15 protein-coding genes and 3 tRNA genes are annotated in these 13,678 nt (G+C 71.0%); 15 read left to right on the forward strand and 3 right to left on the reverse strand.

Annotation, left to right across the window (positions count from 1 at the left end):
• Positions 1-10: 10 nt before the first annotated feature.
• Genes ACLQ2X_RS08705 through ACLQ2X_RS08715 form a run of 3 tightly spaced genes read right to left on the reverse strand, consistent with a single transcriptional unit; the run spans position 11 to position 2,665 of the window.
• On the reverse strand, positions 11-1,369 hold the full coding sequence (locus ACLQ2X_RS08705; RefSeq protein ID WP_425680466.1) for an esterase/lipase family protein: 1,359 nt from the start codon (positions 1,367-1,369) through the stop codon (positions 11-13).
• Positions 1,362-2,198, reverse strand: coding sequence for a hypothetical protein (locus ACLQ2X_RS08710; RefSeq protein ID WP_425680467.1), 837 nt, complete (start codon positions 2,196-2,198; stop codon positions 1,362-1,364). Before ACLQ2X_RS08710 ends, ACLQ2X_RS08705 begins: the two co-directional genes overlap by 8 nt.
• A complete protein-coding gene (locus ACLQ2X_RS08715) occupies positions 2,198-2,665 on the reverse strand; it encodes a WXG100 family type VII secretion target (RefSeq protein WP_425680468.1) in 468 nt (155 codons plus the stop codon). Before ACLQ2X_RS08715 ends, ACLQ2X_RS08710 begins: the two co-directional genes overlap by 1 nt.
• A 533-nt stretch (positions 2,666-3,198) precedes the next feature.
• Here ACLQ2X_RS08715 and ACLQ2X_RS08720 point away from each other — a divergent pair.
• The 15 genes from ACLQ2X_RS08720 (at position 3,199) to rplJ (ending at position 13,627) form a co-directional block, all read left to right on the forward strand.
• Positions 3,199-3,336: a hypothetical protein gene (locus ACLQ2X_RS08720; protein WP_425680469.1), complete on the forward strand. Its 138-nt coding sequence runs from the start codon at positions 3,199-3,201 to the stop codon at positions 3,334-3,336.
• A 591-nt stretch (positions 3,337-3,927) separates the two neighbouring features.
• The gene (locus ACLQ2X_RS08725; protein ID WP_425680470.1) at positions 3,928-6,456 is read left to right on the forward strand and encodes a putative bifunctional diguanylate cyclase/phosphodiesterase; all 2,529 of its coding nucleotides are present in this window, start codon (positions 3,928-3,930) and stop codon (positions 6,454-6,456) included.
• 95 nt (positions 6,457-6,551) lie between these two features.
• Positions 6,552-6,624 (forward strand) — tRNA-Thr (locus ACLQ2X_RS08730).
• A gap of 25 nt (positions 6,625-6,649) precedes the next feature.
• Positions 6,650-6,722, forward strand: a tRNA-Met gene (locus tag ACLQ2X_RS08735).
• A 131-nt stretch (positions 6,723-6,853) separates the two neighbouring features.
• Positions 6,854-7,021, forward strand: a complete 168-nt coding sequence (rpmG, locus tag ACLQ2X_RS08740) for a 50S ribosomal protein L33 (RefSeq protein ID WP_091242082.1) — start codon at positions 6,854-6,856, stop codon at positions 7,019-7,021.
• A 118-nt stretch (positions 7,022-7,139) separates the two neighbouring features.
• The gene (locus ACLQ2X_RS08745) at positions 7,140-7,586 is read left to right on the forward strand and encodes an FAS1-like dehydratase domain-containing protein (protein WP_425680471.1); all 447 of its coding nucleotides are present in this window, start codon (positions 7,140-7,142) and stop codon (positions 7,584-7,586) included.
• 4 nt (positions 7,587-7,590) lie between these two features.
• The gene (locus tag ACLQ2X_RS08750; protein ID WP_425680472.1) at positions 7,591-7,983 is read left to right on the forward strand and encodes a MaoC family dehydratase; all 393 of its coding nucleotides are present in this window, start codon (positions 7,591-7,593) and stop codon (positions 7,981-7,983) included.
• A 127-nt stretch (positions 7,984-8,110) separates the two neighbouring features.
• Positions 8,111-8,183 (forward strand) — tRNA-Trp (locus ACLQ2X_RS08755).
• A gap of 215 nt (positions 8,184-8,398) precedes the next feature.
• Positions 8,399-8,806, forward strand: coding sequence for a preprotein translocase subunit SecE (gene secE, locus ACLQ2X_RS08760; RefSeq protein ID WP_425680473.1), 408 nt, complete (start codon positions 8,399-8,401; stop codon positions 8,804-8,806).
• Positions 8,807-8,841: 35 nt separating this feature from the next.
• Positions 8,842-9,564 carry a transcription termination/antitermination protein NusG gene (gene nusG, locus ACLQ2X_RS08765; protein ID WP_425680474.1) on the forward strand — a complete coding sequence of 241 codons (723 nt, stop codon included), beginning with the start codon at positions 8,842-8,844 and terminating at the stop codon, positions 9,562-9,564.
• A gap of 185 nt (positions 9,565-9,749) precedes the next feature.
• The gene (gene rplK, locus ACLQ2X_RS08770) at positions 9,750-10,181 is read left to right on the forward strand and encodes a 50S ribosomal protein L11 (protein WP_091065740.1); all 432 of its coding nucleotides are present in this window, start codon (positions 9,750-9,752) and stop codon (positions 10,179-10,181) included.
• Positions 10,182-10,270: 89 nt separating this feature from the next.
• Positions 10,271-10,987: a 50S ribosomal protein L1 gene (gene rplA / locus ACLQ2X_RS08775; protein ID WP_425680475.1), complete on the forward strand. Its 717-nt coding sequence runs from the start codon at positions 10,271-10,273 to the stop codon at positions 10,985-10,987.
• An 82-nt stretch (positions 10,988-11,069) separates the two neighbouring features.
• On the forward strand, positions 11,070-12,077 hold the full coding sequence (locus ACLQ2X_RS08780) for an ATP-binding cassette domain-containing protein (RefSeq protein WP_425680476.1): 1,008 nt from the start codon (positions 11,070-11,072) through the stop codon (positions 12,075-12,077).
• Positions 12,074-12,763 (forward strand): hypothetical protein, encoded by a 690-nt coding sequence (locus ACLQ2X_RS08785; RefSeq protein WP_425680477.1) that lies wholly within the window; start codon positions 12,074-12,076, stop codon positions 12,761-12,763. Before ACLQ2X_RS08780 ends, ACLQ2X_RS08785 begins: the two co-directional genes overlap by 4 nt.
• Positions 12,764-13,081: 318 nt before the next feature.
• Positions 13,082-13,627, forward strand: a complete 546-nt coding sequence (rplJ, locus tag ACLQ2X_RS08790) for a 50S ribosomal protein L10 (protein WP_425680478.1) — start codon at positions 13,082-13,084, stop codon at positions 13,625-13,627.
• Positions 13,628-13,678 lie beyond the last annotated feature (51 nt).

Here is a 13,678-nt window from a genome sequence, read left to right on the forward strand (position 1 = left end):
GCTCGCTCGGTCAGGGAACTCGGGTCAGCTCGTAGACCTTAGTCTGCACGGTGCTCCCCGGGCTGCCGAAGAACGCGCCGGCGCTGTTCCGATAGGCGGCGACCGACGGGTCGTCGCTGCGGTCCAGAGCGTCTGCCGCTGGCGTGTAGACCGTGTTCGTGCCGTGGTTGTTGCCGATGCTTCCGGTCTGCGAATCGAACGTGACGGTGGTGTGGTTCGCCCGGTCCCGGTTGTCCGCGGCATCGAGGTGCGGCACGATGTCGTGCGAGTTCTCCAGCGACAGCACCTGCACGTTGTCCGGGACGTCGGTCATGCCGATGGGGGAGCCGGCGGTGACGACGTGGGTGACGTTGAAGTCGAAGTTGCCGTTGCCGGTGTCGTGGGCGGCCTGCGCGGCGACCATCCCGCCCTGGCTGTGGCCGATCAGCATCACCGGGTCGTCCGGCCCGGCCCCGGCCCGGCGCAGTGCCTCCCCGATCGCCGCCTGGCGTGCGGTGGTCTCGCCCCCCATGACGTGGACGTTGGTGCCGAGGTCGTTCAGGAACGGGCTGAACTCGCCCGGCGGTCCCCACGCCTTCGTGCCCGGGATGTCGACGATGTACCCGCTGCTGCCGTCGGCGTGCTGGACGAGCCGTACGTCGATCTGGTCAGGCTGGTTCGCCTGGGACTGCCCGTTGCGGTAGTCGAGGGTACGCATGAGATCCCCGAAGCCCTGGGGTGGCTGCGCCGTTCTCGGGTCGATGTCGAGGCCCCTGTCGACGACCTCGCCAGTGCCGTCGGGATAGAAGGCGCCGAGCAGCCGGGCGGCGGCCGCCACATCTTCCGTGGGAATCCCGAGCCCGTTGACCAGGCCCGGGGCGACGCCGACGATGGTGTCGACGATGCCGGGATGGTCGGTGATCAGCCGTTCCCAGTCGATCTCCCCGCCGGCCAGCTGGTAGGCGGCGATCGGCAGACCCAGCGCCGCCAGCAGGGGAACGATCGTCAGCGGCTGCGAGCCCAGTATGTTGCCGATCGTCCACCGCAGGCTCTCGAGCGCTTCGGCCTGCGCCTCGTCGGTGACCCGGTAGGCGGCGACCGCGGTGCGTAGGGCGGCCGCCTGGGTGCCGAACCCGGCAGCGAGGGCGGTCAACCCACGCGGCCCGTCGAGGGCGGCCAGGAGGGCTGCTTCGAAGCGGGCCACCCCGGCCGGATTGAGGAGAGCGGACGCGAGCACGTCGGCGTCGGCGAGTGCCCCGTGGCTTTCCTTGCTTGCCGAGAGCAGGAAGGCGGCCACGTCACTACTGTGGGTGGCCAGCATGCCGAGGTCGTCGTAGCGGGCGTCGACACCGCCGGCGCCGCCGGTGACCGTGAGTTCTGGGTCAGTCATTGTCGTCTCCGATGAGCTGAGCGAGGTAGGGCGCCACCGCGGCGGCGAACCCGGTTCTCTCCGCGGGGGTGATCACCACTTCGCGGGTGCCGTCGGCCGCCGTCACGGGTCGCGTGGCGAGCCAGCCACTGACGGCGGCGAGCCAGATCACCTGCGCTACGGCAGCCGAGCCTCGGGCGCGCCCGGTGACCACCGCGCGGAGGACACCCGTCACCTCGCTGTCGAGCCGGGCAGCGAGCCGGCGTTGGGCGTCGGTGAGTTGCCAACGGTCTGTGGTGGCCGCCGCGCCGTCGCTGCCGGCCACCCGGCAGGCGGGCCCGTACTCCGCGAGGACCTCGAGGGGGATCCGTCCCGACGGTGGGGCGCCGGCCCCCGCCAGGGCCAGCCGGATGGGATCCGACGCGCGGGCGAGCTCGGTCGGGTCCGGCACGGCGCGGATCAGTTCCCAGCCGATCGACGCCGCGGGGAACATCGACAGTTCCACGGCCTCGTCGGGAAGCGTCAACACACTGGCCCCGAGTGGGCCCTGCAGCGCGTATCGGGCCCGTAGGCCGCGGCGACGCACGGAAACCGCAATGTCGACGACGATCGGCCCGCCGGTGAGGATCGCGAGGTTCGCCGCGACCGGGGGAGCCGGCTGACGTTCACCGTCGACAAGTACGCCCCTGTCCGACAGGGCATCCGTTGCTTCCTGCCGGAGTGCCGGGTCGACATCGTCCTCGCCGGTGTCGAAGCCGGGCGGCTGCGGCGTCTGTGTCAGCGCGCACAGCACCGACCACTCCGGCGCCGTCAGCGTGAGTCGATGGGCGGCGACGGTCCCCGTCGGCATCAGAGCGCACCGGCCGACTTGAGGAGATCGCCTACGTCCAGCCATTTCCGGTCACCGGACGGCGGCAGTGTCCCCGGTCGGTACGGCCACCCCTCCCACGGTGCCGTGATGGCCCGCCGCAGCGCGCCTACGGCCTGCTCCGCCTGGTTGAGGAGTTCGTGTCCCTTGCGCTCGAACCACTCCGCGGCTGCCCGTTCGATGGCGGCGATGCGCGCCAGGGTCTCCCGGACCTCCTGCGCGTGCGCGTGCAGCAGGTCCGCCGCCCGCTCCAGGTCGTCGGCGACCCGCCCGAGCTCCGCCCCGTCGTCGTGCACCCGCTTCCGGTACGCGTCTGCCGCCGTCGACACCCAGTGTGCCGCCTGGACGCGCTGCGAGTGACGGTCACGCCAGTCCCGGATTTCCTGGGCGCGTGCCGCGATGCGTGATGCGAGGCGGTCCAGTTCGTCAGGGTCGCCGTAGGCGCTCATGCCGATGTCCCCCGTATAGACAAGTGCCAAGCTGATCCGGCTCAGTCGATCACAGATGTGGGCATCTTGTCGATGTCATCGCATCGACGACCGGTGTCGTCTAGGCGGAGCGCCCGGCAGCCCGGATGAGTGGACGGACGCGGCCCTGGGATTCGACTCAATTCGAATCTCTCGACGTCTGTGGGGTCGTCCGTCAGTGTGGGCATGCCGGCGGGATGGGCTGGGCGCCAGCTAGCTCCACTGCTCGACCGGCCTCGACGGCAGTGAGCCTCTGCTGCGGGGGAAGTGACCGCCGGCCATCACCTCATTCGCAGGCACCATCGCGGATCGATTTAGGAGTGATCAGTTGAGCAAAATTGGGAAGCGTATCGCCCGGATCTCTGCCGTCATTGTGGGAAGTGTCGGGCTGATCGTGTCGACGACGGTCCCGGCCAGCGCGGCGACTGCCCGGGACGGGCGTTGCGAGGGGCGACCAGTCGGCTGAGCGGATCGTCGAGCATGTCGTGGTCAGGGGGTCCTGCGGGCCGCGACAGGTGGGGGAACAGGTCGTCGGCGAGCTGCCCGCAGCCCGCCGACGACCGTCCGGCACCCTGGCGCGCCGCGACGGTCGGGCGCCCGCCGTGGTGGTGGCGAGTGCGGCGGCGTTCGCCGTCGAAGCGCAGGCCCGGTGAGAGGACCGAGTTCCGCCTCGCCGCGCGAGGTGCCGGGTGTCGGCAATCGGGCGCGGGAAGCGCTCTGGTGCTCGGGTCAGACTTAGGTATGGTGGTCTATGCCTGAGGGAGCTCGGGCTGCCGGATCGACTGACGTCCGGCGCGAGGCCTGACCGGACTTTTCGGACACCTGGGCCGGTTCGGGCTGAAGGTCGGAATGCGCAGTGGACGGACGCGCTCGCACCCCCTGACCCCGCTGATCTGGCTAGGAGTCCCCGTGGCGGCGAGCCGATCGGTGAAACCTTCGCGACGGTCGGATCGGGGCTGCTCCCACCGCTTTCCCGGCTGCGGGCCCTGTGGCACGATCGTGAGACCTCCACCGCCCGTGGTGACCCATCCCTGACAGGAGAGCGAACATGACTGGTCGAAGGCTGGGCCGGCTGCTTGGCTCAATGCTGGTTCTTGCTGCAGTAGTGAGCGGCGCCCTCGTCGGCGTCGGGCCGGAGCTCGGCGACATGCAGACCGCCGACGTCATCTGGAACATGCCTGCGACTCGCTGACGGATGACCGTCCCGTCCGGGCCAGGCGAGGCTGACTGACGGAAGGGTCGGCATGTCCACACAGCCGTCCAAAAGGGCGCGGTCCAATGATCATGCCTGGCTGATCACTGGACCGCTGGTCCTTTTCGCCGTCGTCTGTTCGACGGTGACCGGTCTGATCAGTGACGACCCGTTCGGCGGCTGGCCGCTGGCGCTGTTGCTGCTGGTGGCCATGGTCGCCGCCGGCCTGCCGGTGTTGAACTTCACCGTACGGCGGCAGTCGCTCGGTGTGACCATCACCGAGATTCCCCTGGTCCTGGCCTTCTATCTGACCCGTCCGCTGACGGTGATCGCGATCTACACCGGGGCGGCGGTCCTCACCCATCTGTGGCACCGGATGGGTATGACGAAGCTCTGGTTCAACGTCGCCCGTGCCGCGGCCGGCTCCTCGCTGGCCGTGCTCGTGTTGCAGGTCCTGCCCCCGGTCGAGGGGGTGGGCCCGCGCACGTGGCTGACGTTGTTCACCGCCGCGATCATGGTCAACGTGGTCAGCATCACCTCGGTGGCCGGGGTGTACACGCTGTTGCAGGGCTGGCAGACCGGCCGCGACGCGTTCCGCAAGTCGCCGTCGGCGCTGCTCTCCGCGGCCATCAACATCGTCGCCGGTCTCATCATCCTGATCCTGGTGACCGCCGACTGGTGGTCACTGATCCTGCTGGCGGCCTTCACCACCGCGCTGGCGATGGTCTACCGCGCGTACGCGCAGTTCTTCCGCCAGCACCGCACCCTCGCCGACATGTACGAGCTGAGCCGGGCGGTGAGTGGCAGCGGCCAGGACGGCACGCTCGCCGACGCCCTGCTGGGCCGGGTCCGGGCGCTGCTGCAGGCCGAGTACGCGACGCTGTGGCTGCCCGCCCAGGGCCGGCATCCGGAGGTGCTGCTGACCGCACGCATCGCGGACTCCGGCCTGCTGGACGTGGCCCCTACGCCGGCGTCCCTGCGCGAGCAGGTGCGTGCCGACGGGCGGACGCTGGTGCTCGGCCGGGGTGCCGGTGCTGACGGAAAGCTGCGGAACGCCCTCGTCGAGCAGCGCGTCAAGGACGTCATCGTGGTGCCGCTGCGCTCCGGCAAGGCGGTCGTCGGCACGCTCGAGGTGGCCAACCGGCTCGGTGCCAGCAACTCCTTCACCCGCACCGACGTGCCGCTGCTGGAGACGGTCGCCGCGCACGCCGGGGTGGCTCTGGAGAACTCCCGGCTGGTCGACCGGCTTCGGCACGACGCCGAACACGACGCGCTGACCAAGCTGCCCAACCGGCGGCGGCTCATCGCGGCGGTGGGCGAGGCGGTCAAGATCCGCGCTCCCGGCGAGGTGGTGGCGCTGCTGCTCTTCGACGTCGACCGGCTCCGCCAGGTCAACGAGTCACTGGGGCACGCCGCCGGCGACAAGGTGCTGGCCGAGGTGGCCCAGCGGCTGCGGGCCTGCGCGCCCTCCTCGGCGTTGGTCGGCCGGGCCGGCGGTGACGAGTTCCTGGTGACGCTGCGGCTGGAGAGCGCCGAGGCGGCGCTGGAGCTGGCGGCCCAGCTCCGGGAGCAGATCCGCGACGAGATGGTCTTCGACGCCCTCACCCTGGACGTGGACACGGTCGTCGGAGTGGCCGTGCATCCCGACCACGGCAGTGACGCGGTGACGTTGCTGCAACAGGTCGACCTGGCCGCCACCGCCGCCAAGTCGGTTCCGGGCAGCGTGCAGCTCTACAGCCCGGCGCTGGAATCCCGGTCGTTGCGCCGGCTCGGTCTCGCCGGTGACCTGCGGCGGGCCCTGGACGAGGGCGAGCTGGAGGTCTACTTCCAGCCCAAGGTCACGTTGCGGGACCGCCGCCTGGTGGGCGTGGAGTGCCTGGCGCGGTGGGAGCATCCGGCGCACGGCACGGTCGCTCCGGACGACTTCGTGGCGGTGGCCGAGCACACCGGCCAGTTGGGTAGGTTCACCGAGTTCGTGCTCCGGGAGAGCCTGCGACGCAGCCGCGACTGGAGCCACGGCGAGCAGCCGCTCTCCGTCGCGGTCAACCTCGCCGCCCGTACGCTCGGCGACCAGCATTTCCCGGCGCTGGTGCGGGATCTGTTGGACGAGTACGGCGTGCCGCCGCAGCGGCTGACCCTGGAGATCACCGAGGCCGGTGTCCTGGACGGCACGGAACGCCCCATGCCGACCCTTCGTAGCCTGCGTGACCTCGGTGTCCGGCTCTCCGTGGACGACTTCGGCACGGGCAACTCGTCCCTGGCCCAGCTGCGCCGGCTGCCGGTGCACGAGGTCAAGGTGGACCGGTCGTTCGTGCAGGGGATGGCGACGGACCCGGGTGACCTGGCGATCGTGAACGCCGTGGTGACGCTCTCCCAGCAGTTCGGCCTGACGGTGGTGGCCGAGGGCGTGGAGAGCGAGCTGACCCTGGAGCTGTTGCAGGACATCGGCTGCGAGATCGGCCAGGGCTTCCTGTTCAGCCGCCCGCTGCCGTACGAGCGGCTGGAGGCCTGGTTCGGCGCCCAGGTCGACCCGGAATCGGTGGCCGCGGGGGAGCTTCCGCGGCTGCGTGTGGTGCCCTGAGCAGGAGCGACACCCGCCGGGGGGATCCGATTTCACCTCGGGGAGGGGGGTCGTGTACTGTTTCCTCTGCGCGACACCCCGCGGTGATCGGGCAAGCCCCCTTAGCTCAGTCGGCAGAGCGTCTCCATGGTAAGGAGAAGGTCTACGGTTCGATTCCGTAAGGGGGCTCAGAGGGTCCGGCTGGACCCGCCACGGCGGTGTAGCTCAGATGGTAGAGCAAGCGGCTCATAATCGCTGTGTCGCCGGTTCAAGTCCGGCCACCGCTACTCTCGCCCTCCGGGTCATCCCGGTGGTCGATGGGACGGGCGCCACAGGCGCCCACTTTGCATGTCTGCGTCGTCAGTGCATAGGCTGACACGCTGTAGTTGTTGTCCGTGAGCGAGGAAGGCACTCCGCCGTGGCGAAGGCGACCGATGTTCGGCCGAAGATCACTTTGGCGTGTGTGGAGTGCAAGGAGCGCAACTACATCACGCGCAAGAACCGGCGTAACGACCCGGACCGCATCGAGCTGAAGAAGTTCTGCCCCCGGGACGGCAAGCACACCGCCCACCGCGAGACCCGCTGACCACGTCCGGCGCAGCCGGCCCGCAGCAGCTTCCGTGAACGCCGATCCGCCCGGTCGGTGGCCTTCGTGCCGCCTGACCCGGCGGATCGGCGTTCGTGTTTCCGTGTAGGTTCGCGACATGTCTCTGGACCCGTCCTTCGTCGGCCGGACGTACCCGCCGACCGCCCCCTACCAGGTGGGCCGAGAAAAGATCCGCGAGTTCGCCACCGCCGTCGGTGCGACCGACCCGGCTCACCACGATCCGGAGGCGGCCCGGGCGCTGGGCCATCCCGACGTGGTGGCGCCGCCGACCTTTCCGGTGGTGGTCACGATGGCGGCCAGCCGGCAGATCGTCGAGGACCCGACGCTGGGCGTCGACTACAGCCGGGTGGTCCACGGTGACCAGCGGTTCGCGTACACCCGGCCGGTGGTCGCCGGGGACGAGCTGGTGTGTGTGAGCACCATCGAGGAGGTCACCAGTCGGGGCGGGCACGGGTTCCTGACCACCCGCACCGACGTGCGTGACGCGGACGGTGAACCGGTGGTCTCCGTCTGGTCCAAGATCGTCGTGCGCGGGGAGGGCTGAGCAGATGGAACTGCCCATCCAGACGTACCGGGTCACCCGGGCGGACCTGGTCCGCTACGCGGGTGCCTCGGGTGACTTCAACCCGATCCACTGGAGCGACCGGACCGCCACCGGCGTGGGGCTGCCCGGGGTCATCGCCCACGGCATGTTCACCATGGCCCTGGTGGGGCGGGCGGTCGCCGCCTGGGCCGGCGCGCCGGACGCGGTGGTCGACTTCGGTGTCCGCTTCACCCGCCCGGTGGTCGTGCCGGACACCGACGAGGGCACCGAGATCGAGGTGGCCGCGGTGGTCAAGGAGGTCACCGACGCGGGCCTGACCAGGCTCGACATCACCGCGACGTGCCGGGGCGAGAAAGTGCTCTCGCAGGCCCGGGCGCTGGTCCGGATGACCGGCTGAGGGTCCGCCCGACGCGCGCGGGGCGGACCGGTTGGGAAAGTCGTACGACTACCCGTACACTGGTCCGCCGTGGGGCAAGTGACCTCCGCTCGACACCACGTGTCCGGGTGAAGGTGAGTTGTCGCACAGGGGTGTAGCTCAATTGGCAGAGCAGCGGTCTCCAAAACCGCAGGCTGCAGGTTCAAGTCCTGTCACCCCTGCGCCTCAGGCCTGACCGTCCCGTGGGTCGCGCCGCCTTCACCGGCGGCGTCCGGCCCGTGGTGGTGGCCCCGGTGGGGCGGTTCCGAGGCGTTCGGGGCCCTCCCGGCCGGCCCGCCGGCCGCGGCCCGTCGCGGGACGGTTGGTCCGGCCGGCGTGACCAACACGCCGCGCATGCCGCCCGGCGTGCGACCCGACACCCCGCACGGAGGGCGAAGTGGCCGAGAAGAAGCGGCGCGGCGAGGACGACGGCGACGAGCGTCTGAACGACGACGCGATCGTCGACGACGTGGCCGACGACGACGTGGCCGACGACGACGCCACCGACGCGGAGGAGCCGGTCTCCCGTGGCGGCACCGCGACCCGCAAGCGGGCCCAGGCGGAGCCGGCGGAGGGGCGCAAGACCCGCAAGGACACCGAGCGGATCGGGCTGTTCGCCCGTATCGCGCGGTTCTTCCGCGAGGTCGTGGCCGAGCTGCGTAAGGTCATCTGGCCGACCCGCAAGGAGCTGTTGACCTACACGGCCGTGGTGGTCGTTTTCGTCGCGGTGATGCTGGCGATCGTGGCCGGGCTGGACTTTGGCTTCGCCAAGGCCGTGCTGTGGGTCTTCGGTGACCCCAGCTGACCTGCGGACAGTGATACTGACGGAAGTGAGCGAGCGTGCCTGAGTACGACGAGACCGCCGAGACCCGGGACGAGCAGTCCTCGGTGGCGACGGCGGCCAACAACGAGTCGGTCGAGGCCGCCAGCGAGCCGGAGTTCCCGGCCACCGAGCCGGCTCCGGAGGAGGACTTCGACCCGGTCGCCGAGTTGCGCCAGAAGCTGCGGTACGCGCCCGGCGACTGGTACGTGGTGCACTCGTACGCCGGCTACGAGAACAAGGTCAAGACCAACCTCGAGACCCGGATCACCTCCCTGGACATGGAGGAGTTCATCTACCAGGTCGAGGTGCCGACCCGGGAAGAGGTCGAGGTCAAGAACGGCAAGCGGTCGCAGGTCCAGGCGAAGGTCTTTCCGGGTTACATCCTGGTCCGGATGGAGCTGACCGCCGAGTCCTACTCCTGCGTCCGGAACACGCCGGGGGTCACCGGCTTCGTCGGCGCGACCGACCGGGCCGACCGGCCGGCGCCGTTGAGCCTCGACGAGGTGCTCAAGTGGCTGGCCCCGGCGGTCGAGACCGAGCAGAAGAAGGCGAAGCCGGAAATCAAGGTCCTCGACTTCGAGGTCGGTGACTCGGTCACCGTCACCGACGGCGCGTTCGCCTCGCTGCCGGCGACGATCAGTGAGATCAACGCCGACCAGCAGAAGCTCAAGGTGCTGGTGTCGATCTTCGGCCGGGAGACGCCGGTAGAGCTGAACTTCAACCAGGTCGCCAAGATCTGACGTACCTCGGCACCGGCGGTCGGCCCTTCGGGACGGCCGCCGGTGCGCCGTTTCATCGCCCCGTGGACCTCGGCGCGGAGCGCGGCGGACGGCTGCGCTACCCTAGAACGTCGGCTGTCCGCACCGCGCTGACCGTGCGCGCCCGCGGAGCGGCGAGAATCCGGTTCCAAGCCCCAGGAAGAGACATGCCTCCGAAGAAGAAGCTCGTCAAGACGTTCACGCTTCAGTTGCCGGCGGGCCAGGCCACGCCGGCGCCGCCGGTCGGCCCCGCGCTCGGCCAGCACGGCGTGAACATCATGGAGTTCTGCAAGTCCTACAACGCGCAGACCGAGTCCCAGCGGGGCGACGTCGTCCCGGCTGAGATCAGCGTCTACGAGGACCGCACGTTCACCTTCGTGCTGAAGACCCCGCCCGCCGCCCGGCTGCTGATCAAGGCTGCCGGTGTGCAGAAGGGCTCGGGCGTCCCGCACAAGGAGAAGGTCGGCTCGGTGACTCGCGCCCAGCTGCGCGAGATCGCCGAGAAGAAGATGGCTGACCTCAACGCCAACGACATCGACCAGGCCGAGAAGATCATCGCCGGCACCGCCCGGTCGATGGGCCTGACCGTCGCCGACTGATCTCGCTCCACCGTTCCACCCGATCTTGTCTGTTCGTGGGAGGGCCGCGCGCGTCGCGGGCCCGCCAGAGACCACAGGAGTCACCAGAAATGCAGCGCAGCAAGAGCTACCGCAAGGCCGCTGACGTCATCGACCGGTCGAAGCTCTACACCCCCGTCGAGGCCGTCAAGCTGGCCAAGGAGACCACGAACGTCAAGTTCGACGCCACGGTCGAGGTCGCGATGCGCCTCGGCGTCGACCCCCGCAAGGCGGACCAGATGGTCCGCGGCACGGTCAACCTGCCGCACGGCACCGGTAAGACCGCCCGCGTGATCGTCTTCGCCGCCGGTGCGAAGGCCGAGGAGGCCGTCGCCGCGGGTGCGGACGAGGTGGGCACCGATGAGCTGGTCGCCCGGATCCAGGGCGGTTGGCTGGACTTCGACGCGGCGATCGCCACGCCCGACCAGATGGCCAAGATCGGCCGGATCGCGCGGATCCTGGGCCCGCGCGGTCTGATGCCGAACCCGAAGACCGGCACCGTGACCATGGACGTCACCAAGGCCGTCTCGGACATCAAGGGCGGCAAGATCACCTTCCGGGTGGACAAGCACTCCAACCTGCACCTGATCATCGGCAAGGCGTCCTTCTCGGAGGCCCAGCTGGTCGACAACTACGCCGCGGTGCTCGACGAGGTGCTGCGCGCCAAGCCGTCCGCGGCCAAGGGCACCTTCCTCAGGAAGGTCACCCTCACCACCACCATGGGCCCGGGCGTCCCGGTCGACCCGAAGGTCGTGAAGAACATCCAGGAGGGCTCGGCCGACAGCTGAGCACACCACCTCCCGAACGGGGCCCCGCCACCACCAGGTGGCGGGGCCCCGTTCGTCCGTCCGGTGTGCCACTCTCGGACGCATGAGGCTCGACGGCGTCTGGCTCCGCTACCACAGGCGCGGCCCGTGGGTGCTGCGGCAGGTCGACGTCGCGATCGGCCCGGGCGAGGTCGCGATCGTGCTCGGTCGCAACGGTGCGGGCAAGTCCACGTTGCTCCAGCTCGCGGCCGGGGTGCTGCGGCCGGGCCGGGGCCGGGTCGCCGACCGTCCGGCGGCCACCGGCTGGGTGCCGGAGCGGTTCCCCGCCGACCAGCCGTTCACCGTCGGGGCCTACCTGTCCGGGATGGGCCGCGCCGCCGGTCTGCCCGGTCCCGCCGCCGACCGGGCGGTGCGCCACTGGGTGGAGCGCCTGGGCCTGACCCGCTTCCACGACGTGCGCCTGCCGCGGTTGTCCAAGGGCACCGCGCAGAAGGTCGGCCTGGCACAGGCGCTGCTGCGCCCGCCCGGCCTGCTGGTGCTCGACGAGCCCTGGGAGGGGCTGGACGCGAGCGCCCGCGAGGCCGTCCCCGAGATCATCGGCGAGGTGCTGGCCGACGGCGGCACGGTGCTGGTCAGCGACCACCGGGGCGAGACGGTCCGGCTGCCCGGCGCCCGGCACCTGTCGGTCACCGACGGCACGGTGACCGAAGAGGCGAGGTCGGGCGGCGCGGCCGTCGCCGTGGTCGAGCTGGCGGTGCCGGCCGCCGGCCTGGCCGCCGCCGTCGCCCGCCTGCGCGCCGACGGCCACCAGATCCTTCGGGTACGCGAACACGCCGTCGCGCCTCCCGCCACGCCCTCGGAGCCGATCTCCGCCGGCCCGTCCGCCGCCGGTGGGCCGGGCGGTGCGCCCGCCGCAGAGGTCCCAAGCGGTGCGTCCGCCTTAGAAGTCCTGGAGGGCGCGTCCGCCGCAGAGGCCCCGGGTGGCGCATCCGGCACCCGGTCCGACACCGCCCTGCCCGGTGCCCAGGCTCGGCTCGGCTCGCCGGGCCACGCCGGCGCCGAGGCCGGGGACTCCGGCCGCCCCGGAGCGGCCCCGGAGGTGACCCGGTGATCGCGCTGGCCCGGCTGCGGCTGACCGGCTTCGTGCGTACCGGCCGGGCGCTGGCGCCGGTGCTGGCCGGCCTGCTCGTGCTCGGCGTCCTTTCCGGCGGTGGCCGGGCGGAGCCGGCGGACGCCTACGGCGTCTCTGCGGTGGTGCTCTTCCCGGTGCTGGCCTGGCAGACCAAGATCCTGTTGGACGTGGAACCCGACGTGCAGCGCCGGATGGCCCGGGTGGTGGTCGGGCCGGCCCGGGAACGGGCGGCCGGGCTGCTCGCGGCGCTGGTGGCGGGGCTCGTCGTGGTGTTTGTCGCGCTGGTGCTGCCGTGGCCGCTCGGCGGGGTGACCGCGGCCGTCGGGCCGGGGGAGCGGTCGGTCCTCGTCGGGGTGGCGCTCGGGCTCTGGGCCCACCTGCTCGCCCTGCCGGCGGCGGTGGCGCTCGGCGCTCTGGCCAGCCGGGCGGTGACCCGCAGCGCCGGCTACGGGGTGGCCGTGCTGGTCACCGGTGCGGTCCTCGTCGTGGTGCTCGGGCTTTCCGGTTCGGTCGCGCCGTGGTTGGCCCCGCCGGTGATGGCGACCGCGCGGGCGGTGACCGGGCCGGTGGCGGTCGGCGCCGGACTGTTGCTCACCGGCTGGGCGGTGCTCTGGACGGTGGTCGCGCTCACCGGCTACGCCTGGGCCCGGCGCACGCGTGCCTGAGCCGGGGTGACCCGCGGCACCCGGGACGATTTGGTGCTGCGGCGCACATCGCGTAACCTGGGCCGGTAGTTCCACCCAGAGACCGCTGGTCACCGTGCTCCGGCACGGTCGAAGGCTCCGCGACGACGGGCGACCCGCGCAGGGCGGTAAGCGAAAAATCGGTGTCACGCACGGTCCGCCGACCGTGCCCGTGCCGCCGGCCCCTCGCCCCGCGCGCCCTGCGCCGGGGCTTTTCTCGTTGTCGTGACGCCTCCGCCGCCGTCGCGAGCCTTGGCTCGTCGCCGGCGTACCAGCTCCGAGCAACGAGAGAGGAGGGACATGGCGGACAAGCCGATCCGGGCCGACAAGGCCACGGCCGTCGCCGAGCTGACCGAGAGCTTCCGCTCGTCGGGAGCCACCGTGCTGACCGAGTACCGCGGGCTCACGGTTTCGCAGCTCACCCAGCTGCGACGCACGCTCGGCAAGGAGACCAGCTACACGGTCGCGAAGAACACGCTGGCCAAGCGTGCCGCGGCCGATGCGGGCATCTCCGGGCTCGATGAGCTGTTCACCGGTCCTACCGCGCTGACTTTCGTTTCGGGCGACGTCGTCGAGGCGGCGAAGGGGCTTCGCGACTTCGCGAAGGCCAACCCGAAGCTCGTCATCAAGGGCGGTGTCTTCGAGGGCAAGGCCATTTCCGCGGCCGAGGTCACGAAGCTCGCCGACCTGGAGTCCCGCGAGGTGCTGCTGGCGAAGCTGGCCGGCGCCATGAAGGGCAACCTGAGCAAGGCCGCGGCCCTGTTCCAGGCTCCGCTCGCCAAGACCGCGCGTCTGGCGGCAGCCCTGCAGGACAAGCGCGAGAAGGAGGGCGCCGAGGCGGCCTGAGGCCCCGCGGCGCACCCACGTTCTTAGTTTTCACACCGAGAAAGGACGCCA

Origin of the sequence: Micromonospora sp. DT31 (genome assembly GCF_049841795.1) — a bacterium.
Classification (GTDB): Bacteria; Actinomycetota; Actinomycetes; order Mycobacteriales; family Micromonosporaceae; genus Micromonospora.